This window comes from Burkholderiaceae bacterium, from assembly GCA_024235995.1.
Taxonomy (GTDB): domain Bacteria; phylum Pseudomonadota; class Gammaproteobacteria; order Burkholderiales; family Burkholderiaceae_C; genus Ottowia.
On the sequence record JACKLI010000001.1, the window covers coordinates 3,190,736 to 3,214,790 of the forward strand.

The 24,055-nt window shown below is 69.3% G+C and carries 23 protein-coding genes and 1 tRNA gene; 12 read left to right on the plus strand and 12 right to left on the minus strand.

Annotation, left to right across the window (positions count from 1 at the left end):
- Positions 1 to 151: 151 nt before the first annotated feature.
- The gene (locus tag H6927_15265; protein MCP5219451.1) at positions 152 to 1,360 is read right to left on the minus strand and encodes a serine hydrolase; all 1,209 of its coding nucleotides are present in this window, start codon (positions 1,358 to 1,360) and stop codon (positions 152 to 154) included.
- A gap of 237 nt (positions 1,361 to 1,597) precedes the next feature.
- Between H6927_15265 and H6927_15270 the strand changes: the two genes are divergently transcribed.
- Complete coding sequence (locus H6927_15270; protein ID MCP5219452.1) at positions 1,598 to 2,368, plus strand: methyltransferase domain-containing protein; 771 nt, start codon at positions 1,598 to 1,600, stop codon at positions 2,366 to 2,368.
- On the opposite strand, the gene H6927_15275 is transcribed toward H6927_15270, so the two are convergent.
- Positions 2,335 to 3,846 (minus strand): cobyric acid synthase, encoded by a 1,512-nt coding sequence (locus tag H6927_15275; GenBank protein MCP5219453.1) that lies wholly within the window; start codon positions 3,844 to 3,846, stop codon positions 2,335 to 2,337. The two genes, H6927_15270 and H6927_15275, sit on opposite strands and share 34 nt — an antisense overlap.
- A gap of 208 nt (positions 3,847 to 4,054) precedes the next feature.
- Complete coding sequence (locus tag H6927_15280; protein MCP5219454.1) at positions 4,055 to 4,495, minus strand: Rrf2 family transcriptional regulator; 441 nt, start codon at positions 4,493 to 4,495, stop codon at positions 4,055 to 4,057.
- Between the two features lie 130 nt (positions 4,496 to 4,625).
- On the opposite strand from H6927_15280, the gene H6927_15285 reads away from it, so the two are divergent.
- Together H6927_15285 and H6927_15290 are read left to right on the plus strand one after the other, a co-directional pair.
- Positions 4,626 to 4,949, plus strand: a complete 324-nt coding sequence (locus tag H6927_15285; GenBank protein ID MCP5219455.1) for a ferredoxin family protein — start codon at positions 4,626 to 4,628, stop codon at positions 4,947 to 4,949.
- Between the two features lie 56 nt (positions 4,950 to 5,005).
- Positions 5,006 to 5,269, plus strand: a complete 264-nt coding sequence (locus tag H6927_15290; protein MCP5219456.1) for a DUF2249 domain-containing protein — start codon at positions 5,006 to 5,008, stop codon at positions 5,267 to 5,269.
- 77 nt (positions 5,270 to 5,346) lie between these two features.
- Here the strand turns inward: H6927_15290 and H6927_15295 are convergent.
- From H6927_15295 to H6927_15310, 4 genes are all read right to left on the minus strand, one after another.
- Positions 5,347 to 5,437: transfer RNA gene (locus H6927_15295), tRNA-Ser, on the minus strand.
- A 33-nt stretch (positions 5,438 to 5,470) separates the two neighbouring features.
- Positions 5,471 to 6,613, minus strand: coding sequence for a CoA transferase (locus tag H6927_15300; protein MCP5219457.1), 1,143 nt, complete (start codon positions 6,611 to 6,613; stop codon positions 5,471 to 5,473).
- A 5-nt stretch (positions 6,614 to 6,618) separates the two neighbouring features.
- On the minus strand, positions 6,619 to 7,611 hold the full coding sequence (locus H6927_15305) for a tripartite tricarboxylate transporter substrate binding protein (GenBank protein ID MCP5219458.1): 993 nt from the start codon (positions 7,609 to 7,611) through the stop codon (positions 6,619 to 6,621).
- Positions 7,612 to 7,676: 65 nt separating this feature from the next.
- Positions 7,677 to 9,389: an acyl-CoA dehydrogenase family protein gene (locus H6927_15310; protein MCP5219459.1), complete on the minus strand. Its 1,713-nt coding sequence runs from the start codon at positions 9,387 to 9,389 to the stop codon at positions 7,677 to 7,679.
- Positions 9,390 to 9,492: 103 nt separating this feature from the next.
- Here H6927_15310 and H6927_15315 point away from each other — a divergent pair, with 103 nt between their 5' ends.
- Positions 9,493 to 10,407 carry a LysR family transcriptional regulator gene (locus H6927_15315; GenBank protein ID MCP5219460.1) on the plus strand — a complete coding sequence of 305 codons (915 nt, stop codon included), beginning with the start codon at positions 9,493 to 9,495 and terminating at the stop codon, positions 10,405 to 10,407.
- Here the strand turns inward: H6927_15315 and serS are convergent.
- From serS to H6927_15330, 3 genes are all read right to left on the minus strand, one after another.
- The gene (gene serS / locus H6927_15320; GenBank protein ID MCP5219461.1) at positions 10,374 to 11,684 is read right to left on the minus strand and encodes a serine--tRNA ligase; all 1,311 of its coding nucleotides are present in this window, start codon (positions 11,682 to 11,684) and stop codon (positions 10,374 to 10,376) included. The genes H6927_15315 and serS overlap by 34 nt on opposite strands.
- 130 nt (positions 11,685 to 11,814) lie before the next feature.
- Positions 11,815 to 12,780: a 4-hydroxy-3-methylbut-2-enyl diphosphate reductase gene (gene ispH / locus H6927_15325; protein MCP5219462.1), complete on the minus strand. Its 966-nt coding sequence runs from the start codon at positions 12,778 to 12,780 to the stop codon at positions 11,815 to 11,817.
- A gap of 98 nt (positions 12,781 to 12,878) precedes the next feature.
- Positions 12,879 to 13,322 (minus strand): FKBP-type peptidyl-prolyl cis-trans isomerase, encoded by a 444-nt coding sequence (locus tag H6927_15330; protein ID MCP5219463.1) that lies wholly within the window; start codon positions 13,320 to 13,322, stop codon positions 12,879 to 12,881.
- Positions 13,323 to 13,461: 139 nt separating this feature from the next.
- Here H6927_15330 and radC point away from each other — a divergent pair, with 139 nt between their 5' ends.
- On the plus strand, positions 13,462 to 14,139 hold the full coding sequence (gene radC / locus H6927_15335; GenBank protein MCP5219464.1) for a DNA repair protein RadC: 678 nt from the start codon (positions 13,462 to 13,464) through the stop codon (positions 14,137 to 14,139).
- 26 nt (positions 14,140 to 14,165) lie between these two features.
- Here the strand turns inward: radC and H6927_15340 are convergent, their stop codons facing one another.
- A complete protein-coding gene (locus H6927_15340; protein ID MCP5219465.1) occupies positions 14,166 to 15,176 on the minus strand; it encodes a putative sulfate exporter family transporter in 1,011 nt (336 codons plus the stop codon).
- A gap of 141 nt (positions 15,177 to 15,317) precedes the next feature.
- Here H6927_15340 and H6927_15345 point away from each other — a divergent pair, with 141 nt between their 5' ends.
- On the plus strand, positions 15,318 to 15,956 hold the full coding sequence (locus H6927_15345) for a Smr/MutS family protein (GenBank protein ID MCP5219466.1): 639 nt from the start codon (positions 15,318 to 15,320) through the stop codon (positions 15,954 to 15,956).
- A gap of 147 nt (positions 15,957 to 16,103) precedes the next feature.
- Here H6927_15345 and H6927_15350 read toward each other — a convergent pair whose 3' ends face one another.
- On the minus strand, positions 16,104 to 16,565 hold the full coding sequence (locus H6927_15350) for a CBS domain-containing protein (GenBank protein ID MCP5219467.1): 462 nt from the start codon (positions 16,563 to 16,565) through the stop codon (positions 16,104 to 16,106).
- Positions 16,566 to 16,619: 54 nt separating this feature from the next.
- Between H6927_15350 and H6927_15355 the strand changes: the two genes are divergently transcribed.
- The 6 genes from H6927_15355 to H6927_15380 all read left to right on the plus strand — a co-directional run bounded on the left by H6927_15355 (position 16,620) and on the right by H6927_15380 (position 23,997).
- Positions 16,620 to 17,930, plus strand: coding sequence for an O-acetylhomoserine aminocarboxypropyltransferase (locus tag H6927_15355; GenBank protein ID MCP5219468.1), 1,311 nt, complete (start codon positions 16,620 to 16,622; stop codon positions 17,928 to 17,930).
- A 2-nt stretch (positions 17,931 to 17,932) separates the two neighbouring features.
- Positions 17,933 to 18,739 carry an alpha/beta hydrolase gene (locus H6927_15360; GenBank protein MCP5219469.1) on the plus strand — a complete coding sequence of 269 codons (807 nt, stop codon included), beginning with the start codon at positions 17,933 to 17,935 and terminating at the stop codon, positions 18,737 to 18,739.
- Between the two features lie 125 nt (positions 18,740 to 18,864).
- Positions 18,865 to 20,190, plus strand: a complete 1,326-nt coding sequence (locus H6927_15365) for an extracellular solute-binding protein (GenBank protein MCP5219470.1) — start codon at positions 18,865 to 18,867, stop codon at positions 20,188 to 20,190.
- Between the two features lie 144 nt (positions 20,191 to 20,334).
- The gene (locus tag H6927_15370) at positions 20,335 to 22,005 is read left to right on the plus strand and encodes an iron ABC transporter permease (GenBank protein ID MCP5219471.1); all 1,671 of its coding nucleotides are present in this window, start codon (positions 20,335 to 20,337) and stop codon (positions 22,003 to 22,005) included.
- 3 nt (positions 22,006 to 22,008) lie between these two features.
- Positions 22,009 to 23,097, plus strand: a complete 1,089-nt coding sequence (locus H6927_15375) for an ABC transporter ATP-binding protein (protein ID MCP5219472.1) — start codon at positions 22,009 to 22,011, stop codon at positions 23,095 to 23,097.
- A gap of 18 nt (positions 23,098 to 23,115) precedes the next feature.
- Positions 23,116 to 23,997 (plus strand): LysR family transcriptional regulator, encoded by an 882-nt coding sequence (locus H6927_15380; GenBank protein MCP5219473.1) that lies wholly within the window; start codon positions 23,116 to 23,118, stop codon positions 23,995 to 23,997.
- Positions 23,998 to 24,055 lie beyond the last annotated feature (58 nt).

Below are 24,055 nucleotides of genomic sequence, written 5' to 3' on the forward strand. Positions count from 1 at the left end.
CAGCCAGGTGTCGAACTCAGCGCGCGCGATGCCGGCCCAGGGCCGCAGCTCCCAGGCACCAAAGTACATCTCGCGCAGGCGGGCGTCGGGTTTCAAGACCAAATCGGGTCGCAGCCAGCAGCCAGTGGCCCAGCGCCGACATGGCCCGGGGTCAGCGCGCCGCGGACTCGTCGTCGACCGCTTTTTGCACCGTTTTGTACATGGCCTCGCGCTGCTGCGACTGCGGGTTGTTGGCCGCGCCCGCCTTGGCCCAGTCGGACAGGGTGACAATCACCAATTGGCGCTTGGGGTCGATGAAGACGCCCTGGCCGAAGATGCCGCGGGCCGAGAAGCTGCCGTCGTCGTACGTCCACCACTGGTAGCCATAGCCGCGACCGGGCTCGTGGATATCGGCCTGCTTGGTGGTGGCCTGCTGCAGCCAGCCCTCGGGCACCAGCGGCTCGCCGCCCACCTTGGCGCCTTCCAGGATGAACTGGCCAAAGCGCGCGTAGTCGCGCAGGGCGGCCTGCAGGCAGCAGCCGCTGATCTCCTTGCCGGTCTTGGACAGCAGCCAGGTGGCTTTCTGCTCCATGCCCACGGGCTGCCAGATTTTTTCCTGCAGGTACTCGGCCAGCGGCTTCTTGATGGCGGCCATCAGCATCACGCCCACCAGGTTGGTCTCGCCGGTGCTGTAGTTCCAGCGCGTGCCGGCGGGCGCCGCGCGCGGCAGCTTGCGCATGTAGCTGACCAGCGCGTCCACGCCCGGCTCGGGCACGTGGTTGTTGAAGCGCGCCACGTCCGACTTGGGATCGCCATAGTCCTCGTTCCAGGCCACGCCCGAGGTCATGGTGAGCAGCTGGCGCACGCTGACGTCGTCGTAGGCCGAGCCCTTCATGTCGGCGATGTAGTCGCTCACCTTGTCGTCCATGCTCTTGATCAGCCCGTCCTTCAGCGCCGCGCCCACCAGGGTGGAGGTGAAGGACTTGGCGACCGAAAAGCTGGTCCAGCGCCCGCTGCCGTCAAAGCCCAGGCCATAGCGCTCCAGCCGCAGCTTGCCGCCCTGCACGATGAGCAGGGCCGCGCCGTGCTGCGCCTTCAGGTAGGCGTCCACGTCCAGCGGCAGCTTGATCGGCGCGCCGGTGGGCAGGGGGCGCGGCACCGGCCCCGGCAGCGCGGTGTGCCACTTGGCCAGCAGCGGGATACGGTCCATGGCGCGAAACGCCGCATCGCGCTGCGCCTCGTTCCAGAACAGCAGGTCGCGGTTGGTCGGAAAGGTGGCGATCAGGCCGCGCGTTTCCTTGTCCAGGCTGAACCAGCCGGCCACGCCGGCCAGCACCAGCAGGGCCAGGATGCCCAGGATGATTTTCTTGAAGATTCTCACGCACGCTCCTCAGGGTTGGGGTCAGCCGGCGATGGTAGGCCCTCCAGCCCTTGTCCGCCACCCCCGCCGACTCGAAGCTGGCCATCTCGTCGAGAATGCGGCAGGCCGACTCCAGGATCGGCCAGGCCAGCGCCTCTCGCAGCACGGCGGTCTTGCTCCCGATCCTTTGCTGCAAGGCGGCCGCGCGTACGGCATCATGCAGGTCCTCAATGGCTGGAAGAAAAGCTGGGTTCATCGATGTCCGACTCCGTGCATGCCGCCGCGCGGCAGGGTTATGAAAAACAGGCCGCCGCCTACGCCCGCGGGCGGCCCGACTATCCGCCCGCGCTGCAAGCGTGGCTGCAAACGGCCCTGGGCCTGGGCCCCGGCCGGGTGGTGGCCGACGTGGGCGCGGGCACCGGCAAGTTCACGCCGCTGCTGGCGGCCACCGGCGCCGACGTGATCGCCATCGAGCCGGTGGACGCCATGCGCGCGCAGATCGTCGCGCGCCAACCAACGGTACGCGCCCTGCCCGGCACCGCGCAGGCGCTGGGCCTGCCGGGCGCATCGCTGGACGCCATCGTCTGCGCGCAGGCCTTCCACTGGTTTGCCGACCGCGCCGCGCTGGACGAATTTGCCCGCGTGCTCAAGCCCGGCGCCCGCCTGGGCCTGGTGTGGAACGTGCGCGACGAGTCAGTGGACTGGGTGGCCGCGCTCACCCGCATCATGACCCCCTACGAGGGCGACGCGCCGCGCTTTTACAAGGGCAGCTGGCGCGAGGTTTTTCCGCACCCGGCCTTCGGGCCGCTACAGGAGAGCGTGTTCGAGCACGTGCACGAAGGCCCGCCCGAGCAGGTCATCGTGGACCGCGTCATGTCGGTCAGCTTCATCGCCGCGCTGCCGGCCAGCGAGCAGGCGCGGGTGCGCGCGCGGATCGAGGCGCTGATCGAAAGCCACCCGGCGCTGCGCGGGCAGGCCATGGTGCGCTTTCCGTATCACACGCGGGCGTTCGCCTGTATGCGGCGCTGAACGAGGGCATCCAGCACGCCGGGCGCGAAGGCGCGCTCGACCGCGTCGGCCAGGCCGTCGAACACCGCATCCAGCGCGGGGGCGTCGGCGCCGAACAGCGCGCGCAGCACGGCCGCGTCCTCGAACAGCCCGTGCAGGTAGACCCCCAGCACGTTGCCTGCCACGTTTTGCCAGGCCAGGCCTGCCATCACCTCGCGCGCGACGTCGCCCTTGGCCGCCATGGCCGGGTGCTGGACGGTGCGGCCGCTGTGGATCTCGTAGCCCGCCACCGGCACGTTCGACAGCGCCGACCACGCGCCGGTGAGCGCGCCAAAGCGCTGCGCGGCGTGGCGCACGGTCTTGCCGGGCTCGAAGCACGTCACCAGCGGCAGCAGGCCCAGGCCGGGTGCGTTGCCCTCGCTTTCCACCCCGTGCACATCGATCAAGGCCTCGCCCAGCATCTGCAAGCCGCCGCAGATGCCCAGCACGCGCCCGCCGCGCGCCGCGTGCGCCGCGACGGCCGTGTCCAGCCGCTGCGCGCGCAGCCAGGCCAGGTCGGCCGCCGTAGCCTTGCTGCCGGGCAGGACGACCCAATCGACGTCCGCCAGCGTGGCCGGGCTGCGTGCCCAGGCGAGCGACACGCCGGGCACGTTCTTGAGCGGCTGGAATTCATCCAGGTTGCTGATGCGCGGGTACGCGACGATGGCGATGCGGGTCGAACGCCCTCCGCTGGTGGAGCCCTGGGGCGACGGCACGGCGCGATCGTCGAACACCCCGTCTTCCTCCGGTAGCCCATGGCCGAAGCGCATCGGCACCACCGCCACCGTGGGCACGCCGGTCAACGCCTGCAGCTGCTCGGGCGCCGGCGCCAGCAGGCTGGCGTCGCCGCGAAACCTGTTGAGCACGAAGCCATGGATGCGCGCCCGGTCGGCCTCGGGCAGCAGCGCCCAAGTGCCGTACAGGTGGGCGAAGGCACCGCCGCGGTCGATGTCGGCCGCCAGCAGGCAGGCGGCGTCGGCATGGCGCGCCACGCGCAGGTTGACCACGTCGCTGGCCATCAGGTTGATCTCGGCCGGCGAGCCCGCGCCCTCGATCACCACCACGTCGTTCTCGGCGCGCAGGGCGTCCAGCGCGGCGGCAATCCGCAGCCACACGCGCTCGCTGCGCCCGCGCCAGGGCAGCGCGGTCAGTTCGCGATCCACCTGCCCCAGCAGCACCACCTGGCTGTGCGTGTCGGCCTCGGGCTTGAGCAGCAGCGGGTTCATGCGCACGTCGGGCACGGCGCGCGCGGCCAGCGCCTGGAAGTACTGGGCCGAGCCGATCTCGCCCGCCACGCCATCGGCGCCCGCCACAACGCGTGCGTTGTTGCTCATGTTCTGCGCCTTGAACGGCGCGACCTTCAGGCCCTGGTTGGCGTAGTGGCGGCACAGCGCGGTGGCCAGCCAGCTCTTGCCGGCGCCGCTGCTGGTGCCCAGCACCATCACGCAGCGCGCCGTCACGCGGCGGCTCCTGGCGCCAGTCGGGCATGCCGGAGAATCATCAAGTCATAACTCCTGAAATCGTAGCTGACGGCGCTTGTTCCGTGCGCGCCAACGGCTTATTTTGCACCAAAGTCTCAAGCGGACCGCGTCAGCAGCAGCGCCATACAGACCTCGGGTTCGTCGCCGGTCCAGCTCGGCATGGCCGCACCGGGCGGGCGCGGTGAATTCAGGAGGGCGCCGCCAGCAATTCGCTCAGCGCCGCCGGCTCCTGCACCAGGTCGGCCAGCGTGTGCTTGTCCAGCTCGGCGTAGAACACCTTGAAGGCGCCGCTCAGGATGCTCGACAGCTTGCACGCGGGCGCGATGCGGCAGTGGTGGCTGAGCTCGGCCACCATGCATTCGACGTAGGCGGCGTTGCCCTCGCACAGACGCACCACCTCGCCCAGGCGGATCGACTCGGCCGGCTGGCCCAGGCGCAGGCCGCCGCCCTTGCCGCGCACCGTCTGCACCCAGCCGGCGCGCCCCAGCAGGTGCACCACCTTGGTCAGGTGGTTGGACGAAATGCCGTAGGCGGCCGCGATTTCGTCCACCGTCGCGCGGCGATCCTCCTGCACCGCCAGGTACATCAGCACGCGCAAGGCGAAGTCGGAGAACGTGGTCACGCGCATGGCGGAAAATACGGGTCCGGCCGCCATGACGGCAACGCGGCTTTGCATTGCACCGCGTGGCTCCATGGCGTACATTAAAAGATGTATTCATTATGCATTTTTAGGATCACCTCGCAAGGCCCCATCCATCATGACCTTTGTCGTCACCGAAGCCTGCATCCGCTGCAAATACACCGACTGTGTGGACGTCTGTCCCACCGACGCCTTCCGTGAAGGCCCCAACTTCCTGGTCATCGAGCCGGACGACTGCATCGACTGCGCCGTCTGCGTGCCCGAATGCCCCGTCAACGCCATCTACGCCGACGAGGACGTGCCCAAGGACCAGCTCGACTTCATCCCGCTGAACGAAGAGCTGGCCAAGGGCTGGAAGACCATCTCGCGCAAGATCGACGCCCTGCCCGACGCCGACGAATGGGCCAAGGTCGAGCAAAAGCGCGACCAGCTGCAGCGCTGACCGCGGCCCCTCCCTTTTGCAACCACCGCGCCTGCCCGCAGGCGCACCCCCAAGCCATGTCAAACCCACCCGGACACGACCACACCACCCCCGAGGCCATCTACGGCTTCGATGCCCGCGGCATCGCGCGGCGCTTTCGCCACTCGGCCATCTTCGGCGCGCTCGACGCGCTGAACCCCGGCGAGACCATGCGCTTCGTCAACGACCACGACCCGATCCCGCTGCTGGGCCAGCTGCAGGCGCGCTACGGCGAGGCCGTGCACATCGAATACCGCCAGCGCTCGCACGAGGGCGTGGTGATCGACTTCATGCGCCAGTGAGCGCGCCGCCGCGAGGCGCGCACATCGAGCGATAAAAAAACCGCGCTACGTTTTGCGTAGCGCGGTTTTCTTTGGCCTGGCGGAGAGGGAGGGATTCGAACCCTCGGTACGGGGATACCGTACGCCTGATTTCGAGTCAGGTACATTCGACCACTCTGCCACCTCTCCGAGTATTCGTGTCGAACGGGTGATTCTAGCAGGTCAGCAAGTGCCCAAGTCCGGACCTTCATCCGGCCCGAAGTCGCGCCCTTCGCTCAGCGGCGCATGGCGGTAGGTGGCGGGCGTGCGGCTGAGCTTGACCGGCGCGCCCAGGCCGGTGTAGCCGCCCATCCTGACCACCATCTGGCGATGCAGCGTGTGCGGGTGCGTCAGCGCCTGCTCCACGTTCAGCACGGCGGCGGCGGGCACGCCGATGGCCATCAGCTCGTCGGCCAGGCGGGTGCCATCGGCCTGGGCCAGTGCGGCTTCGAGCAGGTCCTTCAGCTCGACGCGGTTGACGGAGCGCTGGCCGGCACTGGCGAAGCGCGCGTCCTGCGCCAGCTCGGGCCGGCCGATGTGCCGGCACAGCAGCGTGAACTGGCGGTCGTTGCCCACCGCCAGGAACACCGGGGCGCCGCCCGTGCGGACGACGTCGTAGGGATAGATGTTGGGGTGCGCGTTGCCGGTGCGCTGCGGCAGCTTGCCGCTCATGAACCAGTTGGCCGCGTGCGGGTGCAGCAGCGACAGGCCCGAGTCGTACAGCGCCGCGTCCACCAGCTGGCCCTGGCCGCTGGCGGCGCGCTCGTGCAGCGCCAGCAGCACGCCGATGACCGCGTTCAGCCCCGTCACCATGTCGACCACCGGCAGGCCCACGCGCAGCGGGTCGCCGCCGGCCTCGCCGTTGATGCTCATCAGGCCCGCCGTGGCCTGGATGGCGGCGTCGTAACCCGGCAACGCGCCCAGCGGGCCGTCGGCGCCGAAGCCGGTCACGCGGCACCAGACCAGGTGCGGCCATTGCCCGCGCATCTGCTCGCAGCCGATGCCCCACTTCTCCATGGTGCCCACCTTGAAGTTCTCCAGCACCACGTCGGCCTGGGCCATCAGCTCGCGCACGCGCTGCTGCCCCTCGGGGGCCGACAGGTCGAGGAACTGGATGCGCTTGTTGCGGTTCAGGCCGAAGTAGTACGAGGCCACGCCGTCCTTGAACGGCGGGCCCCAGGCGCGCGTGTCGTCGCCCTGCGGCGGCTCGACCTTGAGCACGTCGGCGCCGTGGTCGCCCAGGATCTGGCCGCACAGCGGCCCGCCGAGGATGCGCGAGAGGTCGAGCACCTTGATGCCCGCCAGCGCGCCCACCTTGCCCTGCATGGTGTTCAATCCAGCCGCACGCCCGAGGCCTGGACCACCTTGGCCCAGGCTGCGGTTTCCTTGTTGATGAACTGGCCGAGGTAGGCGGGCGAATGGTCGGGCGCCGACTCCAGCCCCTGCGAGGCAAAGGTTTCCTTGACCTTGGGCGCGGCCAGCGCGCGCACGAAGGCCTCGTTCAGCACCTTGATGCGCTCGGGCGGCGTGCCCTTGGGGGCGACCACGCCGAAGAACACGCTGACGTCGAAGCCTTTGAGGCCCTGCTCGGCCACGGTGGGAATGTCGGGCATGGCCTTGGAGCGCTGCGCGGTGGTCATGCCCAGGGCCTTGAACTTGCCCGATTTGATGTAGGGCATGGCCGTGAGGATGTCGGTGAAGGTCATGTCCACCTGCCCGGCCAGCAGGGCGTTGAGCGCCGGCCCCGTGCCCTTGAAGGGAACGTGGACCAGCTTGGTGCCCGCCATGTCGTTGAACAGCACGCCAGCCAGGTGCGATGAGGCGCCGTTGCCCGACGAGGCGTAGTTGAGCTTGCCCGGATCAGCCTTTTCCTTGGCGATCAGCTGCTGCACGGTGCCAACGCCCAGGTCGGGGCGCACCACCAGCACGTTGGGCAGGTAGCCCACGTAGATGACCGGCTCGAAGCTGGTGCGCGGGTCGTAGCGGATTTCCTTGTACAGGCTGTGGTTGATGGCCAGCGGCCCCGAGGTGCCGAACAGGATGTTGTAGCCGTCGGGCTTGGCGCGCGCCACGGCTTCGGCGCCGATGTTGCCGCCCGCGCCGGCGCGGTTGTCGACCACCACGCTCTGGCCCAGTTCCTTGGTCAGCTCGGCGGCCAGCAGGCGGGCCATGGCGTCGGTGGGGCCACCGGGCGAGAACGGCACCACGAAGTTGATGATGCGGTCCGGAAATTTCTCCTGCGCGGCGGCCGGCAGCACCGGCAGCGCCGTCACGGCGGCGGCACTCAGGGCCAGGGTGAGCAGTTGGCGCTTGTGGATGGGCATGTCTTGTCTCCTATGAAGTTGATAGCTGGTTGCGCTTGTTGGACAAGCGCTTCGGTTGTATTGGGTCAAGGAACGGAAAGCCAGTCGGCGGGCACCTCCACGGCCTGAAGCGGGTCGCGCGGCAGCACGCGGTGCGCCAGCACCAGCTGCGACAGGCGCAGGCGCTCAAAGGAGCCGGTCTTGCGCGCCTCCCAGGCCATCGCGATGGCCGTGGTGCAGTGGTACAGAGCCGTGGCGGCCTGGCGCACCAGCCTTTCGCCGTCCTCGGCAACGGCGCGCTCGGCCAGCGCCACGGCGCGCGCCAGTGCGTCCGTCAGCGCCTGGCGATAGGCGGCGGTGATGCCCTGGGTGTCGGCCAGCAGGCCGTGCAGGTAGTCCTGCAGCACCGGCAGCGAACCCTCGCGCTGGATGGCACGCTTCACGTCCAGCGCCACGATGTTGCTCGTGCCTTCCCAGATCGAGCCCAGGTGGGCGTCGCGCACCAGGCGCGGGTCAGCCCACTCCTCGATGTAGCCGCAGCCGCCGCGCACCTCCATGGCGTCGCCCGTGACCTTGCGCGCGTCGCGGCAGGCGCGGAACTTGATCAGCGGCGTGAGGATGCGCAGCAGCGCATAGGCCGCCTTGTCGCCGGCGTCCGAGCGCGTCAGCGTCTGCGCGGTCTGAAGCACCATGGTGCGCGCCTGCTCGGCGGGCACGCGCAGCTTGTCCAGCTGCACCTGCATCAGCGGCAGGTCCTGCAGACGGTGGCCGAAGGCCCAGCGCTCGCGGGCGATGAACTCGGCCTCGACCACGGCGCGGCGCATCATGCCGGCCGAGCGCATGCCGTTGGACAGGCGCGAGTTGTTCACCATGTCGGCGATCTGCACGAAGCCCCGGCCCTGCTCGCCCACCAGCCAGGCCACGGCGCCCTCCATGCGGATCTCGCCGCTGGCCATGGAGCGCGTGCCCATCTTGTCCTTCAGGCGCACGATGTGGTAGTGGTTGGTGCCGCCGTCGTCGAGCTGGCGCGGCAGCAGGAACAGGGATATGCCCTTCATGCCGGGCGGGCCGCCATCGACGCGCGCCAGCACCATGGAAAAGCCCGCGTCCGGGTTCGAGCAGAACCACTTCTCGCCATACAGGCGCCAGCTGCCGTCCGGCTGCGGGTAGGCCATGGTCAGGGTGTTGGAGATGTCCGAGCCCGCCGCCTGCTCGGTCATGAACATCGAGCCCTGCACGGCGGCATCGAAGTCCATGGCCAGCAGCCTGGGCAGGTACTTGTCGACCAGCTTGGGCGCGCCGTACTTGCGCAGCGTGCGCGTCAGCGAATCGGTCATGGACAGCGGGCAGCACAGGCCGAACTCGGACTGCACGAACAGGTACGTCAGCGCGTACTTGACGATGGCCGGCATCTTGCCCTTCCAGCCCAGCATGTCCTCGCGGTGCGAGATCGCGGCCAGGCCGAACTGCTGGAAGGCGACCTTTTCCATCTCGACGTAGGCCGGGTGCTTGACGATGCGCTGCTGCTCCTGGCCTGAGCGGCTGCGCATCTCCAGCGTCGGCGGGTTGCGGTCGGCCTCCAGCGCCCAGTCGTCCACGGCGCCGCCGGCCAGCTCGCCCATGCGCTCGAAGTAGGGCTGCAGGTGCGCGAACAGGTCCGCCGGCAGGTACAGGGCCAGCAGCTGCTGCAGCTCCTTGTCCTCCAGGTAGTTGTTGACATGGCCGCGGTCGGGCACCGGGTGGGCGGCGGCGCTGGCCTGGGCCAGGGCGGTCATCTGGGTGAGGTCGTTGGCGGACATGCGGGTCTCCTGGTCGCTCGTGCTGGCCGCCATTGGAATCCGCTCGATCATTCGTGTCCAATATCAATAAAATGTTCGTCCATAGGATTTGCGAATCGTCATCATGGAACTGCGCCTGCTGCACTACTTCGTCACCCTGGCCGAGGAACTGCATTTCGGCCGCGCGGCGCAGCGCCTGTTCATCTCGCAGCCGCCGCTGTCGGTGGCCATCCGGCAGCTCGAGGACGAACTGCGGGCGCAGCTGTTCGAGCGCAGCAGCAAGGGCGTGCGCCTGACGGCCGCCGGCGAGCACCTGCTGGAGCGCGCGCGCCAACTGCTGGCGCTCAGCCGCCAGACCGCGCAGGAGACGCAGGACGTGGCCCAGGGCACGCGCGGCCACCTGCGCCTGGGTTTTGTCGGCTCCAGCCTGTACCGCGGCCTGCCCCAGGCGCTGGAGCGCCTGCAGCAAAGCCACCCGCAGGTGCGCGTGGACCTGCTGGAGGCCAACAGCGCCGAGCAGGTGCTGGGCCTGCAGCAGCTGCGGCTGGACGTGGCGCTGGTGCACTCCACCCTGCCGCCCGAGGGCATCGCCAGCGAGCTGATCGTGGAAGAGCCCTTCGTCGCCTGCCTGCCCCCGCGCCACCGGCTGCGCCGTGCCGCCGACGTGGACCTGGCGGAGTTGAAGAACGACCGGCTGATCCTGTTCTCCAGCCTGGTGTCACCCACCTACCACCAGCGCATCTACGAGATGTGCCTGGCGCACGGCTTTGCACCCGAGGTGCGCCACGAGGTGCGCCACTGGCTGTCGGTGCTGTCGATGGTGTCGCTGGAGCTGGGCGTGGCGCTGGTGCCTGCGTCGCTGCAGCGCGTGGGCTTTCCGCGCCTGGCTTTCAAGCCGCTGCGCGGCGAGCATCCCTCATCCGAGATGTGGGCCATGTGGCGCCGCGCGCCCGACAACCCCCTGGTGCGGGCGCTGCTGCAACACCTGCAGCAGGCGCAACCGGATCAGGCGGCCAAGGTGTCGCGGCCGTCCAGGTAGGGGCGCAGCGCCGCCGGAATGCGGATCGAGCCGTCGGCCTGCTGGTGGTTTTCCAGCACCGCCACCAGCGCGCGGCCCACGGCCACGCCCGAGCCGTTGAGGGTGTGCACCAGCTCGTTCTTGCCCTGCGCATTCTTGAAGCGCGCCTGCAGGCGCCGCGCCTGGAAGGCCTCGCAGTTGCTGACCGAGCTGATCTCGCGGTAGGTGCCCTGCGCCGGCACCCACACTTCGAGGTCGAAGGTCTTGCTGGCGCCAAAGCCCATGTCGCCGGTGCACAGCAGCACCACGCGGTAGGGCAACTCCAGCTGCTGCAGGATGGCCTCGGCGTGGCCCACCATCTGCTCCAGCGCGGCGTAGCTTTGCTCGGGGTGCGTGATCTGCACCATCTCGACCTTGTCGAACTGGTGCTGGCGGATCAGCCCGCGCGTGTCGCGCCCCGCACTGCCGGCCTCGGAGCGAAAGCAGGGCGTGTGCGCGGTCAGCCTGATGGGCAGCTCGGCCTCGGCCAGGATCTCGCCGCGCACGCTGTTGGTGAGCGAGACCTCCGAGGTCGGGATCAGGTACAGCGCCTCGCCCTCGCCCTCCTGCCCGCCCTTCTTGGCGGCGAACAGGTCGGCCTCGAACTTGGGCAGCTGGCCGGTGCCGCGCAGCGTCTCGGCGTTGACGATGTAGGGCGTGTAGCACTCGGTGTAGCCGTGCTGCCGCGTGTGCACGTCCAGCATGAACTGCGCCAGCGCCCGGTGCAGCCGCGCCACCGGCCCGCGCATGAAGGCAAAGCGCGCGCCCGACAGCTTGGCCGCGGTCTCGAAGTCCAGGCCCAGGGCCTCGCCCAGCTCGACGTGGTCGCGCACGGCAAAGTCGAACGCGCGCGGCCCCTCGCCATGGGGGCTCCAGCGGCGCACCTCGAGGTTGGCCGCCTCGTCGGCGCCCACCGGCACGCTGGCGTGCGGCAGGTTGGGCACGGCCAGCAGCAGCGCGTTCAGCTCGCCCTGGATGGCGTCCAGCCGCGCGGCCGAGGCGTCCAGCTCGTCCTTGATGCCGGCCACGCGGGCCATCAGGTCGTCGGCCGATTCGCCCTTGGCCTTGCGCTGGCCGATCTGCTTGCTGGCGGTGTTGCGCTCGGCCTGCAGCGCCTCGGTGCGGGTCTGGATGGTCTTGCGCTCGGCCTCCAGCGCGCTGAACGCCGCCTCGTCCAGGAACGGCTGCGGATGCTTGCGGGTGTTGAGAAGCGCCAGCACGGCGCCCAGGTCCTTGCGGAGCAAAACGGGATCTAGCATGGGGCGATTGTAGGGGTGGCGGCTGCGGGCGGGTTGCGGCCAGATTTCAAGTGAAAAACGGCTCCGGCCAGCATGCATCAAGCGCAACCAGCTATCCAAATGATAGTTTTTTCCTGGCTCGAGCGCCGGCTCAGCGCAGGTGTTCCAGCTTGCGCTCGGCCTCGCCGATCAGCTTGAGCCCCTTGGGCAGCGGAAACTTCATGGTCTCCTGGATGCCACCCAGCTTGCGCACCGAGCTCACGCCCAGCTCGTCCAGGCGCGCGAGCACCTGGCGCACCAGGATTTCGGGCGCCGAGGCGCCGGCCGTCACGCCGATGCGCGGCTTGCCCTCGAACCATTCGGCGCGCAGCTCGGCGGCCGAGTCGATCATGTGCGTGGTGGTGCCCAGCTTCTGCGCCACCTCGCGCAGGCGGTTGGTGTTGCTGCTGGTGGCGCTGCCCACCACGATCACCACGTCCACCTGGCGCGTCAGCAGCTTGACGGCGTCCTGCCGGTTTTGCGTGGCGTAGCAGATGTCCTGCTGCTTGGGCTCGCGGATCTTGGGAAAGCGCGCCTTGATGGCCGCCATGATGTCGGCCGTGTCGTCCACGCTCAGCGTGGTCTGCGTCACCACCGCCAGCAAGTCCGTCTGCGCCGGCTGGATGCGCGCCACGTCCTGCACCTCCTGCACCAGGTGGATGCCGGCGTCGAGCTGGCCCATGGTGCCCTCCACCTCGGGGTGGCCCGCGTGGCCGATCATGATGAACTCGTAGCCCTCGCGGTGCAGCTTGGCCACCTCCACGTGCACCTTGGTCACCAGCGGGCAGGTGGCGTTGAACACCGTGAAGCCGCGGCGCTGGGCCTCCTGCTCGACCGACTTGGGCACGCCGTGCGCGCTGAACACCAGCGTGGCGCCCGCCGGCACCTCGGCCAGGTCCTCGATGAAGATCGCGCCCTTGGCCTTCAGGTCGTTCACCACATAGGTGTTGTGCACGATCTCGTGGCGCACGTAGATCGGCGCGCCGAACTTGGCCAGCGCGCGCTCGACGATCTCGATGGCGCGGTCCACGCCGGCGCAAAAGCCGCGCGGCTCGGCCAGAAGAATGTGTGCCCCCACGCTCCGCACTGGCGTGTCTGCGCTGCCCCCCGAGGGGGCCGCCTGCGCCTTGGGACGGCCCGGCGGCGCAGGGGTTGGGTTGGTTATGTGGTGCCGACTCACAGCACGCCGATCAAATGCACTTCGAACGTCACCGGCTGGCCCGCCAGCGGGTGGTTGAAGTCCAGCCGCAGCGCGCCATCCTCGCGCACCGCGCGCACCACGGCGCCGATCTGGCCCTCGCCGCCCGGCGTGGGCAGCTGGATGATGTCGCCCACGGCGTAGTGCTCGTCGGGGTCGCCCAGCTCGTTCAGGTCCTTGCGCGCCAGCCACTGCAGGAAGTCGGGGTTGCGCTCGCCGTACGCCTCGCCGGCCGGGATCTCGAACACCGTGCGCGTGCCCTCCTCCAGCCCCAGCAGGCGCTGCTCGACCGCGGGCGCCAGCTCGCCCGTGCCCAGCGACAGCGTGGCCGGCCGGCCGGCAAAGGTGTTGATGACATCGCCCTGCGGGCCCGCCAGGCGGTAGTGCAGGGTCAGAAAGGAGGCAGGTTCGACGCGGGGCATGGCATGGACTTGGAAAACCCGTGATTTTAAGAAGCACCGCCGGCCCGGCGGCGCTTGCGGGTACTGCGCCCCTGGGCGGCGGCAAAAATGCGGGCTCGGTTCTCCACAATAATGGCCCGAATCCGAGCCCCCCTGCGCAATGCCCCTGAAAGACCTGCCCCCCGACGCCCGCCCGCGCGAGAAGCTGCTGGCGCGCGGCCCCGGCGCCCTCGGCGACGCGGAGCTGCTGGCCCTGCTGCTGCGCACCGGCCTGGCCGGCAAGAGCGTGCTGCAGCTGGCGCAGGAGCTGCTGGAGCACTTCGGCGGCATCGCCGGCCTGCTGCACGCCAGCGCCGATGACCTGAAACGCATCAAGGGCCTGGGTGGCAGCGCCAAGCGCGCCGAGCTGGTGGCGGTGCTGGAGCTGGCGCGCCGCGCGCTGGCCGAGCAGCTGCGCGAACGCGCGGCGCTGGACACGCCCCAGGCCGTCCAGCACTACCTGCAGCTTCAGCTGGCGGCGCGCGCGCACGAGGTCTTTGCCGTGCTGTTTCTGGACAGCCAGCACCGGCTGATCGCGCTGGAGGAGCTGTTTCGCGGCACGCTGACGCAGACCAGCGTGTACCCGCGCGAGGTGGTGCTGCGCGCCCTGCACCACCAGGCCAGCGCGGTGGTGCTGGCGCACAACCACCCCAGCGGCAGCACCGCGCCCAGCCGCGCCGACGAGGCGCTGACGCAAAACCTGAAGGCCGCGCTGGCGCTGGTGGACGTGCGCGTGCTCGACCACGTCATCGTCGCGCCGGGGCAGGCGCTGTCGATGGCCGAAAAGGGCCTGGTCTGACCGTCGGCCGGCATTAGCCGGCCCACTCAGCCGTAGAACCGTAGCAACCCCAGCACGATGGCGATGAGCAGCACCGTCTCGCCGACCATCAGGATGACGGGCTTGATGCCCACCGTCACCAGGTCCTTGACCTGCGTCTTGACGCCGACCGCCGCGATCGCCACGACCAGGCACCAGCCCGACAGCGACACCCCGGCCTTCACGATCGGCTGGGGAATCCAGCCCATGCTGTTGGCCAGCACCAGCGCCGCGAACACGACGATGAACCAGGGCAGCAGCGGCGGGCGCTCCGCGCCGGCCTTCGATTCGGGCGAGCTCATCAGCACCACCGTCAGCGCGATGACCGGCAGCAGCATCACCACGCGCATCAGCTTGACGACCGTCGCCGTGTCGCCCACCGAGGTCGACATGCTGTAGCCGGCGCCAACGGCCTGCGCCACCTCGTGGATCGTGCCGCCCAGGAAGATGCCGGCATGGGTGGGGCTGAGATCGAGCATGCGGGCGATCACCGGGTAGACGATCAGCGCGATGTTGGACAGCGTGCTGATGCCGATCAGGGTGAAGCTCAGCGCGCGATCTTTCAGCGGATGCGCCGGCATCGCGGCGGCCAGCGCCAGCGCCGCCGAGCCGCCGCAGATCGCGGTCGCCCCGCCCGACAGCACGCCGAAGCCGGTGCGAAAGCCCATCAGCCGCGCCCCGACGATCGACAGCCCGATCGTCAGCCCGACCGAAAGCACGACCATGGCCGCCGGCTGCCAGCCCAGCGCGGCGATGTCGCCCACGGTGATGCGCAGGCCCAGCAGCGCCACGCCCCAGCGCAGCAGCGTGCGCGCGCTGACCGCGATGCCGGGCACGCAGGCACTCTGCTCGGACAGAAAGTTCATCGCGATGCCGATCAGCAGCGCGAACAGCATCACGGGCGTGTGGTAGTGCTCGGCGAGGAACGTCGCCGCAGCAGCGATCACGAAACAGGCGATGACACCCGGGGTCGCGGCGCGCCATTGCCGGGCGAGCCCGGATGCGCTGGGGATTTTCATGGATCAGTCTCCGTCGGATAGGGGAGCAGCCGGCAGCCATCGAAACGTGCCTGGGCGGCCCGGGGTTCGGCATCTTACCGGTGGCGCCGGACGCTCAAAAACCCGGCTTCGCTCACAATGGGCAACCCCATTGCCATCGCCATGAAAGCCAAATCGCTCCAGGATTTGCGGGCGCTGCGCCAGGCGCTGTCGGACGCCGCCGCGCGCCAGGCCGAGCAGTTGCGCCTGCAGCAGCAGGCCCAGCACCGCGCCCAGGCGCAGGGCCGCCTGTTTCGGGACGCCGTCGGCCCCGTGCAGGCGCTCAAAAGCCCGCCGCACGAGCGGCACTGGCACGCGCCCGTACCGCCCCAGCCCCTGCCCGTGCAACGCCAGCTGGACGAGGCGCGGGTGCTGCGCGAATCCTTGAGCGACGAGTTCGACGCCAGCACGCTGCTGCACGTGGACGAGCACCTGAGTTTTCGCCGCCCCGGCATCGGTCCCGACGTGACCGCCCGGCTGCGCCGCGGCCACTGGGCCGTGCAGGCTCAGGTGGATCTGCACGGCCTGCGCACCGACGAGGCGCGCGAAGCCCTGGGCACCTTCTTGCGCGAGGCCCGGCGCGCCGGCCTACGCTGCGTGCGCGTGGTGCACGGCAAGGGCCTGGGCTCGCCCGGCCGCGTGCCGGTGCTCAAGGGCAAGGTGCACGGCTGGCTGGCGCAAAAGCAGGAGGTGCTGGCTTTCGTGCAGGCCAGGCCGCTGGAAGGCGGCGCAGGCGCCCTGCTGGTGCTGCTGGGGCAATAAAGGATCACCCCCAGTCTCCACACGCTTCGCGTTGTTTCGCCTTCCCCCTTCCGGGGGCACGCCCTCTGGCCGGGGGGACCCCGGCCAGGGGCTTACTGGCTTGGCCTGCTCCGCGGCCCTTCGGAGTTCATGCGCTGGGTGAGGCCCCTACGGCACGTTCGGCTCGTTCTTGCCGTCCTCCGGCCAGTCGCGGATGTAGGCCTTGAGCATCTGGTTCTCGAAGTTCTGGCTGTCCACCACCGACTTGGCCACGTCGTAGAAGCTGATGACGCCCATCAGCTGCTGGCTTTCGATGACGGGCAGGTAGCGCGCGTGGCGGTCGATCATCATGCGGCGCACCTCGTCCAGCTCGGTCTCCAGCGTGCAGATCAGCGGGCCCGGGTCCATGCTGCGGTACACCGACAGCCCCTCGAAGCTGCCGCCATTCCTGACCGTGGCCTGGATCACCTCGCGAAACGTGAGGATGCCCACCACGCGCCCGTGCGCCATCACCACCAGCGAGCCGATGTCGTTGTCGGCCATCATGCGCGCGGCATCGGACAGGCTGTGCTCGGGCGTGATGGTGTACAGGGCCTGGCCCTTCAGGCGCAAGATGTCGCGGACTTTCATGATCGAAAGAATATAGCCCACAATCAGCGGCTGCCTTCCCATTCTGGAGACACCATGCCCGGCTATTCCGACCCCGGCTTCGACACCCTGGCCCTGCACGCCGGCGCCCAGCCCGACCCCACCACGGGCGCGCGCGCGGTGCCGATCCACCTGTCCACCTCCTTCGTGTTCAACTCCAGCGACCAGGCGGCGCAGCTGTTCAACATGGAGCGCGCCGGCCACGTCTACAGCCGCATCAGCAACCCCACCTGCGCCGTGCTGGAGCAGCGCGTGGCGGCGCTGGAAGGCGGCATCGGTGCCATCGCCACCGCCAGCGGCGAGGCCGCGCTGCACCTGGCCATCGCCACCCTGATGGGCGCGGGCGGCCACATCGTGGCCAGCAGCGCCATCTACGGCGGCAGCCAGAACCTGCTGAACTACACCCTGCCGCGCTTCGGCATCGAGACGACGTTCGTCAAGCCCGGCGACCTGGACGGCTGGCGCGCCGCCATCCGGCCGGGCACGCGCCTGCTGTTCGGCGAGAGCGTGGGCAACCCGGGCCTGGATGTGCTGGACATCGCCGCCGTGGCCGACATCGCCCACGCGGCCGGCCTGCCGCTGATGGTGGACAACACCTTCACCACGCCTTACCTGCTCAGGCCCTTCGAGCACGGCGCCGACATCGTGTACCACGCGGCCACCAAGTTTTTGGGCGGCCACGGCACGGTGATCGCCGGCGTGCTGGTCGACGGCGGCAGCTTCGACTGGGACGCCTCGGGCCGGTTCCCGGAACTGACGGCGCCCTACGCCGGCTTTCACGATATGGTGTTCAGCGACGAGAGCACCGTGGGCGCCTTCCTGCTGCGCGCGCGGCGCGAGGGCCTGCGCGACTTCGGCGCCTGCATGAGCCCGCACACAGCTTGGCTGGTGCTGCAGGGCATCGAGACCCTGCCACTGCGCATGGAGCGCCACCTGGCCAACACCGAGCAGCTCGTGCGCTTCCTGGCCGAGCACCCCTTCGTCGCCCGCGTAGGCCACCCGCTGCTCGAATCGCACCCCAGCCACGCGCTGGCGGGCCGCCTGCTCAAGCACGGCGCCCGGGGCGCGGGCAGCGTGTTCAGCTTCGACATGAAGGGCACGCGCGCGCAGGGCAAGGCCTTCATCGACAGCCTGAAGATCTTCAGCCACCTGGCCAACGTGGGCGACAGCCGCAGCCTGGTGATCCACCCCGCCAGCACCACGCATTTCCGCATGACCGACCAGGCGCTGGCCGCCGCCGGTATCGGCCCCGGCACCATCCGCCTGTCGATCGGGCTGGAAGACCCGCAGGACCTGATCGACGACCTCAAGCGCGCCCTGAAGGCGGCCGAGAAAGCAGGAGCCTGAGCATGGACATCCCCGTCAACGGCCACGCCCTGTACGCCTACACCGGCGGCAAGCCCTTCGACCCGGCGCAGCCCACCGTGGTGTTCATCCACGGCGTGCTCAACGACCACAGCGTGTGGATTCTGCAAAGCCGCCACTTCGCCCACCACGGCTGGAACGTGCTGGCCATCGACCTGCCCGGCCAGGGCCGCAGCAAAGGCGCGCCGCCCGCCAGCGTCGAAGAAGCCGCGCAAACCGTGCTGGCCCTGCTGGACGCCGTGGGCGCGCCCCGCGCCGCGCTGGTGGGCCACAGCTTCGGCTCGCTGATCGCGCTGGAGGCGGCGGCGCGCGCGCCCGATCGCGTGAGCCACCTGGTGCTGTGCGGCACGGCCTTCCCGATGAAGGTGTCGCCCGCGCTGCTGGACAACGCGCTGAACGCGCCCGAAAAGGCCATCCACATGGTCAACGTGTTCTCGCACAGCACGCTCAGCCCGCCGCCTTCGGCCCTGGGCCCCGGCACCTGGCTGTACGGCGCCAGCCGCGCGCTGATGCGCCGCATGCTGGCCAGCAACCGCGAGGTCAACGTGTTCCACACCGGCTTCAAGGCCTGCGACGGCTATGCCGGCGGCGAGAAGGCGATGGCGGCGGTGCAATGCCCGACGCTGTTCGTCATCGGCGCGCACGACCAGATGACGCCGCCCAAGTCCGCCCGCGCGCTGGCCAAGTTGGCAAGGCAGCCGGGCATTGCCGAGGTCAACGCCGGCCACTCGATGATGACCGAGGCGCCGGGGCCGGTGCTGGATGCCTTGCGGGCGTTCCTGGCACGGTAGCGCAGACCGGGGTTTACCCGATGCATCGGGCGATTGATGGGCGCAATCAGAAACAATGATTGGCATTTATCACAAGGCCCACCTACAGTGGCAAGTTCCGCAAGCACTGTCACAGGAGAACCCCGATGCAACGCAAGACCTTGGCCGCCCTGATGGCCGCCAGCCTGTTTGGCGCCGCACAACTGGCCAGCGCCGGCACCGTCACCGTCATCACCTCCTTCCCCAAGGAGCTGACGGCCGCCTACAAGAAGGCCTTCGAGGCAGCCAACCCCGGCATCACGCTGGAGATCCTGAACAAGAACACCACGGCGGCCGTGGCCTACATCCGCGAGCTGCCCGAAGGCCAGCGCCCCGACGTGATGTGGGCCAGCGCGCCCGACGCATTCGAGGTGCTGGCCAGCTACAAGCTGCTGCAAAGCGCGCCCGAGGTGATCAACAAGAACGCCCCCGCCAAGATCGGCAGCTACCCACTGAACGACCCCAAGGGCATGTACTACGGCCAGGCGCTGGCCGGCTACGGCATCGAGTGGAACACGCGCTACCTCAAGGCCAACAAGCTGGCCGCGCCCAAGGAGTGGAGCGACCTGACCAAGCCCGAATACTTCGGCCACATCGCCATCTCCTCGCCCTCGCGCTCGGGCACCACGCAGCTCACGGTGGAGACCATCCTGCAGGGCGAGGGCTGGGACAAGGGCTGGTCACAGCTGCTGCAGATCATGGGCAACGCCGCCGCCGTCACCGACCGCAGCTTCGCCGTGCCCGACGGCGTGAACAACGGCCAGTACGGCATCGGTATCGTGATCGACTTCCTGGCGCTGGCGGGCAAGTACTCGGGCTATCCGGTGGACTTCACCTACCCCACCATGACGGCGGTCGTGCCGGCCAACATCGCGCTGGTGGCCGGCGCCAAGAACGCCGACGAGGCCAAGAAGTTCATGGCCTACACCATGTCCGTGCCGGGCCAGCAAATCCTGTTCGAGCCCAAGATCGGGCGCCTGCCGATCCTGCCGTATTCCATGCTCAAGCCTCCGGCCGGCTACCCCGTGCCGCAGGACATCGCCAAGCGCGCCAAGGTGCAGTTCAACACCGAGCTGTCGGGCGAGCGCTACCCGGTGGTCATCAGCCTGTTCGACCAGATGGTGACCTTCCGCCTGAAGGAGCTGCAGGCCGCCACCAAGTCCATCCACGAGGCCACGGCGGCCCTGAAGGCCAGGCCCAACACACGCGGCAGCGAGTTGCTGGCGCAGGCGCGCAGCCTGGCCTACACGCCACTGGTGGGCGCGGAGAACGTGAAGAACAAGGAGTTCCTGGAGCTGTTTCGCAAGAGCCGGCGCGACGTGGCCGTCTCCAAGGAACTGACGGGCATGGAGCAGATGTGGTCCGACAAGTCGCGCGCCAACTACGAGCGCGCGCGGCAGCTGGCCGATGAAGCGCGCGGCCTGGCCAAATAAACCCTCCATCCACCGACCCTACCCCCGCGTGCGCCACCCTGCCGGCGCACGCGCGCAAGGACTCGCATGCCTGCCAGCACCCTGCCATCGGCCGCGCCCGGCCAGAGCTCCCCGGCGCCTGCGCGCGGCGCCGCGCTGTCCCGCATGGGGCCGTGGATCGCCTTCGGCCTGATCCTGGCCTTCCTGCTGGTCTTTCTGCTGTTGCCCGTCGGCACGGTGATCTACACCGCCTTCGTCACCGAGACCGGCGCACTCACCCTGGGCCACTTCGGCAACTTCTTCAACCAGAGTGTTTTCCGCGAATCGTTCTTCAACAGCCTGTGGGTGGCGCTGGCCAGCACCTTCTTTGCCAGCGTGATCGCGGTGCCGCTGGCCTACCTCACGGTGCGCTTCGAGTTCCGCGGCGCGCTGGCCATCCAGACCCTGGGCGTGCTGCCGCTCATCATGCCGCCCTTCGTCGGCGCGGTGGCGCTGCAACTCATCTTCGGCAAGAACGGCTCGGTCAACCTGCTGCTGGACGATTGGCTGGGTTTCACCATCCCCATCATGGACGGGCTGGTGGGCGTGACCTTCGTCGAGAGCATCCACTACTTCCCCTTCATCCTGCTGAACCTCGTGGCGTCCATGCGCAACATCGACGGCGCGATGGAAGAGTCGGCGCTCAACCTGGGCGCGCGCGGCTGGCGCCTTTTCAGGCGCGTGATCTTTCCGCTGGCCATGCCGGGCTACCTGGCCGGCGCGGCGCTGGTGTTCGTCAAGGTGTTCGACGACCTGGGCACGCCGCTGGTGATGGGCATCACCAACATGCTGGCGCCGCAGGCCTACCTGCGCATCACCTCGGTAGGGGTGGACGACCCGCTGGGCTACGTCATCAGCGTGATCATGATCGGCTTTTCCATCCTGGCGCTGTGGCTGGCCGCGCGGGTGATGAAGGGCCGCGACTACGCCACGCTGCAAAAAGGCGGCGGCGCGCTGCAAAAGCGGCGCCTGGGCCAGTGGGAGTCGGTGCTGGCCTACGGCTGGATCGTGGCCGTGCTGCTGATCGTGCTGGCGCCGCACCTCGGCATCCTGCTGATGTCCTTTGCCCAGGTGTGGAGCTTTTCGGCACTGCCCGACGCCTACACCCTGGAGCACTACGCCACCGTGTTCAGCGACGCCAAGGGCATGATCGGCAACACCTTGCTGTACTGCGTGCTGGCCGCCGGGCTGGACGTGGTGATCGGCACCGCCATTGCCTACCTGATCCTGCGCACGCGGCTGCCGGCGCGCCAGTGGCTGGACCACCTGGCCTCGGCGGCGCTGGCCATTCCGGGCCTGGTGCTGGCCATCGGCTACCTGCGCCTGTTCAAGGGCGTCCAGCTTCCGGGCAGCGACACGCTGGTGGTGCAGACCTGGGTGCTCATCATGCTGGCCTATGCCGTGCGGCGCCTGCCCTACGCCCTGCGCTCGTGCATGGCGGCGCTGCAGCAGGTGCATGTGTCGCTGGAGGAAGCGGCGCAGAGCCTGGGCGCCTCGCGCCTGTCCACCATCCGCCGCGTGATGGTGCCGCTGATGGCCGGCGGCATCCTGGCCGGCTTCGTCACCAGCTTCATCACCGCGGCGGTGGAGCTGTCGGCCACGCTGGTGCTGGTGTCCACCGAAAGCCAGGCACCCATGAGCCTGGGCATCTACCTCTACATGCAGAGCATTGCCGGGCGCGGACCGGGCGCGGCGCTGGCCGTGCTGGCCGTCATCGTGGTGGCGCTGGGCACCTATTTTTCACACCGCTTCGTGGAGCGCTCGCGCGCCACGGTGGCTTCAACCAACAAGGCTTGAACGATGAGCAGCAAAGCCTCCCTCGAATGCCGGCACATCAGCCTGGCCTATGGCGCCACGCCGGTGCTGCGCGACGTCAACCTCAAGATCGAACCGGGCGAGTTCTTCGCCCTGCTGGGCCCCTCCGGCTCGGGCAAGTCCACGCTTTTGCGCCTGATCGCGGGCTTCAACCACCATCAAAGCGGCGAGCTGCTGATCGACGGGCAGGACATCTCCGGCGTGCCCCCGCACCAGCGCAACGTGGGCATGGTGTTCCAGAACTACGCCCTGTGGCCGCACATGACGGTATGGGACAACGTGGCCTTCGGCCTGGTGGAGCGGCGCGAAAGCCGGGACGCCATCCGCCGCAAGGTGGGTGCCGCGCTGGAGCTTGTGGGCCTGCAGGACTATGCCCAGCGCCGCCCCGGGCAATTGTCCGGCGGGCAGCAGCAGCGCGTGGCGCTGGCGCGCACCATCGTGATCGAGCCCAAGCTGCTGCTGCTGGACGAACCCTTGTCCAACCTGGACAAAAAGCTGCGCGTGCAGATGCGCGAGGAGCTGAAGAACCTGCAGCGCACCCTGGGCCTGACCACCGTCTTCGTCACCCACGACCAGGAAGAAGCCATGACCACCGCCGACCGCATGGCCGTGCTGGACAAAGGCATCCTGCAGCAGGTGGGCTCGGCCGCCGGCCTGTACGACTACCCGCAAAACCGCTTCGTCGCAGGCTTTGTCGGCACCGCCAACCTGCTCGAAGGCACGGTGGCCGCGCTGGACGGCGAAACGCTCACCTTCAACGCCCAGGGCCTGGGCCGCCTAACGCTGCCCGCGCCGGTGGAGCCGCCCATCCTGGGCCCGGCGGCGCTGGCCTTTCGCCCGCACCAGGTGCACATCGCGGTGCGCGACGAACAAGGCGACGCCTCGCGCGTGTGGCTCGACGGGCAGGTGGAAAGCGCCGAGTTCCTGGGCGAGTTCTCGCGCTACCGCGTGCGGGTGGGCGAGGTGGCCCTCATCAGCGACCAGCCGCACTACGCCGGCATCGTGATGTTCGAGCCGGGCTCGCACGTTCGCCTGGGCATCGAGCCCACGCAGCTGCGTTATCTCAGCCATTGAGCGGTTACCGTCGGGCGCATGGAAATCTACCAGGTTCGCGCCTTTGTCACCGTGGCCAAGCTGGGCAGCATCACGCGCGCGGCCGAGGTGCTGCACGTCACGCAACCGGCGGTCACCGCGCAGATCAAGGCGCTGGAGGAAGAGCTGGGCGTGGCCCTGTTCGACCGCCGCCCGGGGCGCATCAGCGTCACCCGCGCGGGCGAGGCGCTGCTGCCGCAGGCCGAGCTGCTGCTGGACAGCGCCAGCGTCCTGCTGGGCAAGGCGCGCGAGCTGCAGGGCGAAGTCACCGGCCAGTTCGTGCTGGGCACCGTGGCCGACCCCGACGCGCTGCGCCTGGGCTCGCTGCTGGCGGCCATCGTCAAGGCGCTGCCGCTGCTGGAGATTCGCACCCGCGCCGGCCTGGCTGAAGAGCTGCGCGAGCAGATCGGCGCCGGCGCGCTGCACGGCGCGTTCTACATCGGCCCGCACATCCCGCGCGAGGCCGCGGGCCTGGCGCTGCAAACCCAGCACTACCGGGTGGTGGCGCCGGCCGCCATGCGCCAGCGGGTACTGCGCGCCGGCTGGCGCGACCTGGCCGACCTGCCCTGGATCGGCGCGCCCGCGCAGCACCATGTGCAAACACTGCTCAAGGACCTGTTTGCCCGCCAGGGCCTGGTGCACCGCCAGGTGGTGGAGGTGGACGGCGGCGCATCGCCCCTGGGCATGGTGCGCGCCGGCGTGGGCCTGGCCCTGCTGCGCGAGGAGCTTGCCCTGCCCGCCAGCGAACAAGGCGAGCTGGTGGTGTGGCCGCACGCGCGCGTGGGCGCGCAACTGTCCTTCATCCATCCCCGCGCCGCCGAGCACGACCCCGCCACCGTGGCCGCGCTATCGGCCTTGCGGGGGGTGTGGCGCTTGCGGTGACAAGGTTCAGGCTTGACGCCACAGCCGAGCCAAAGCTTGCCCGTCGGTGAACAGCCTG

Bases quoted from the DNA above. Each gene is read 5' to 3' on its own strand.
- H6927_15270 (MCP5219452.1), top strand. From the start codon at position 1,598: ATGTCCGACTCCGTGCATGCCGCCGCGCGGCAGGGTTATGAAAAACAG.
- H6927_15280 (MCP5219454.1), bottom strand. From the start codon at position 4,495: ATGCGCGTGACCACGTTCTCCGACTTCGCCTTGCGCGTGCTGATGTAC.
- H6927_15285 (MCP5219455.1), top strand. From the start codon at position 4,626: ATGACCTTTGTCGTCACCGAAGCCTGCATCCGCTGCAAATACACCGAC.
- H6927_15290 (MCP5219456.1), top strand. From the start codon at position 5,006: ATGTCAAACCCACCCGGACACGACCACACCACCCCCGAGGCCATCTAC.
- H6927_15300 (MCP5219457.1), bottom strand. From the start codon at position 6,613: ATGCAGGGCAAGGTGGGCGCGCTGGCGGGCATCAAGGTGCTCGACCTC.
- H6927_15305 (MCP5219458.1), bottom strand. From the start codon at position 7,611: ATGCCCATCCACAAGCGCCAACTGCTCACCCTGGCCCTGAGTGCCGCC.
- H6927_15310 (MCP5219459.1), bottom strand. From the start codon at position 9,389: ATGTCCGCCAACGACCTCACCCAGATGACCGCCCTGGCCCAGGCCAGC.
- H6927_15315 (MCP5219460.1), top strand. From the start codon at position 9,493: ATGGAACTGCGCCTGCTGCACTACTTCGTCACCCTGGCCGAGGAACTG.
- serS (MCP5219461.1), bottom strand. From the start codon at position 11,684: ATGCTAGATCCCGTTTTGCTCCGCAAGGACCTGGGCGCCGTGCTGGCG.
- H6927_15330 (MCP5219463.1), bottom strand. From the start codon at position 13,322: ATGCCCCGCGTCGAACCTGCCTCCTTTCTGACCCTGCACTACCGCCTG.
- radC (MCP5219464.1), top strand. From the start codon at position 13,462: ATGCCCCTGAAAGACCTGCCCCCCGACGCCCGCCCGCGCGAGAAGCTG.
- H6927_15340 (MCP5219465.1), bottom strand. From the start codon at position 15,176: ATGAAAATCCCCAGCGCATCCGGGCTCGCCCGGCAATGGCGCGCCGCG.
- H6927_15345 (MCP5219466.1), top strand. From the start codon at position 15,318: ATGAAAGCCAAATCGCTCCAGGATTTGCGGGCGCTGCGCCAGGCGCTG.
- H6927_15350 (MCP5219467.1), bottom strand. From the start codon at position 16,565: ATGAAAGTCCGCGACATCTTGCGCCTGAAGGGCCAGGCCCTGTACACC.
- H6927_15355 (MCP5219468.1), top strand. From the start codon at position 16,620: ATGCCCGGCTATTCCGACCCCGGCTTCGACACCCTGGCCCTGCACGCC.
- H6927_15360 (MCP5219469.1), top strand. From the start codon at position 17,933: ATGGACATCCCCGTCAACGGCCACGCCCTGTACGCCTACACCGGCGGC.
- H6927_15365 (MCP5219470.1), top strand. From the start codon at position 18,865: ATGCAACGCAAGACCTTGGCCGCCCTGATGGCCGCCAGCCTGTTTGGC.
- H6927_15370 (MCP5219471.1), top strand. From the start codon at position 20,335: ATGGGGCCGTGGATCGCCTTCGGCCTGATCCTGGCCTTCCTGCTGGTC.
- H6927_15375 (MCP5219472.1), top strand. From the start codon at position 22,009: ATGAGCAGCAAAGCCTCCCTCGAATGCCGGCACATCAGCCTGGCCTAT.
- H6927_15380 (MCP5219473.1), top strand. From the start codon at position 23,116: ATGGAAATCTACCAGGTTCGCGCCTTTGTCACCGTGGCCAAGCTGGGC.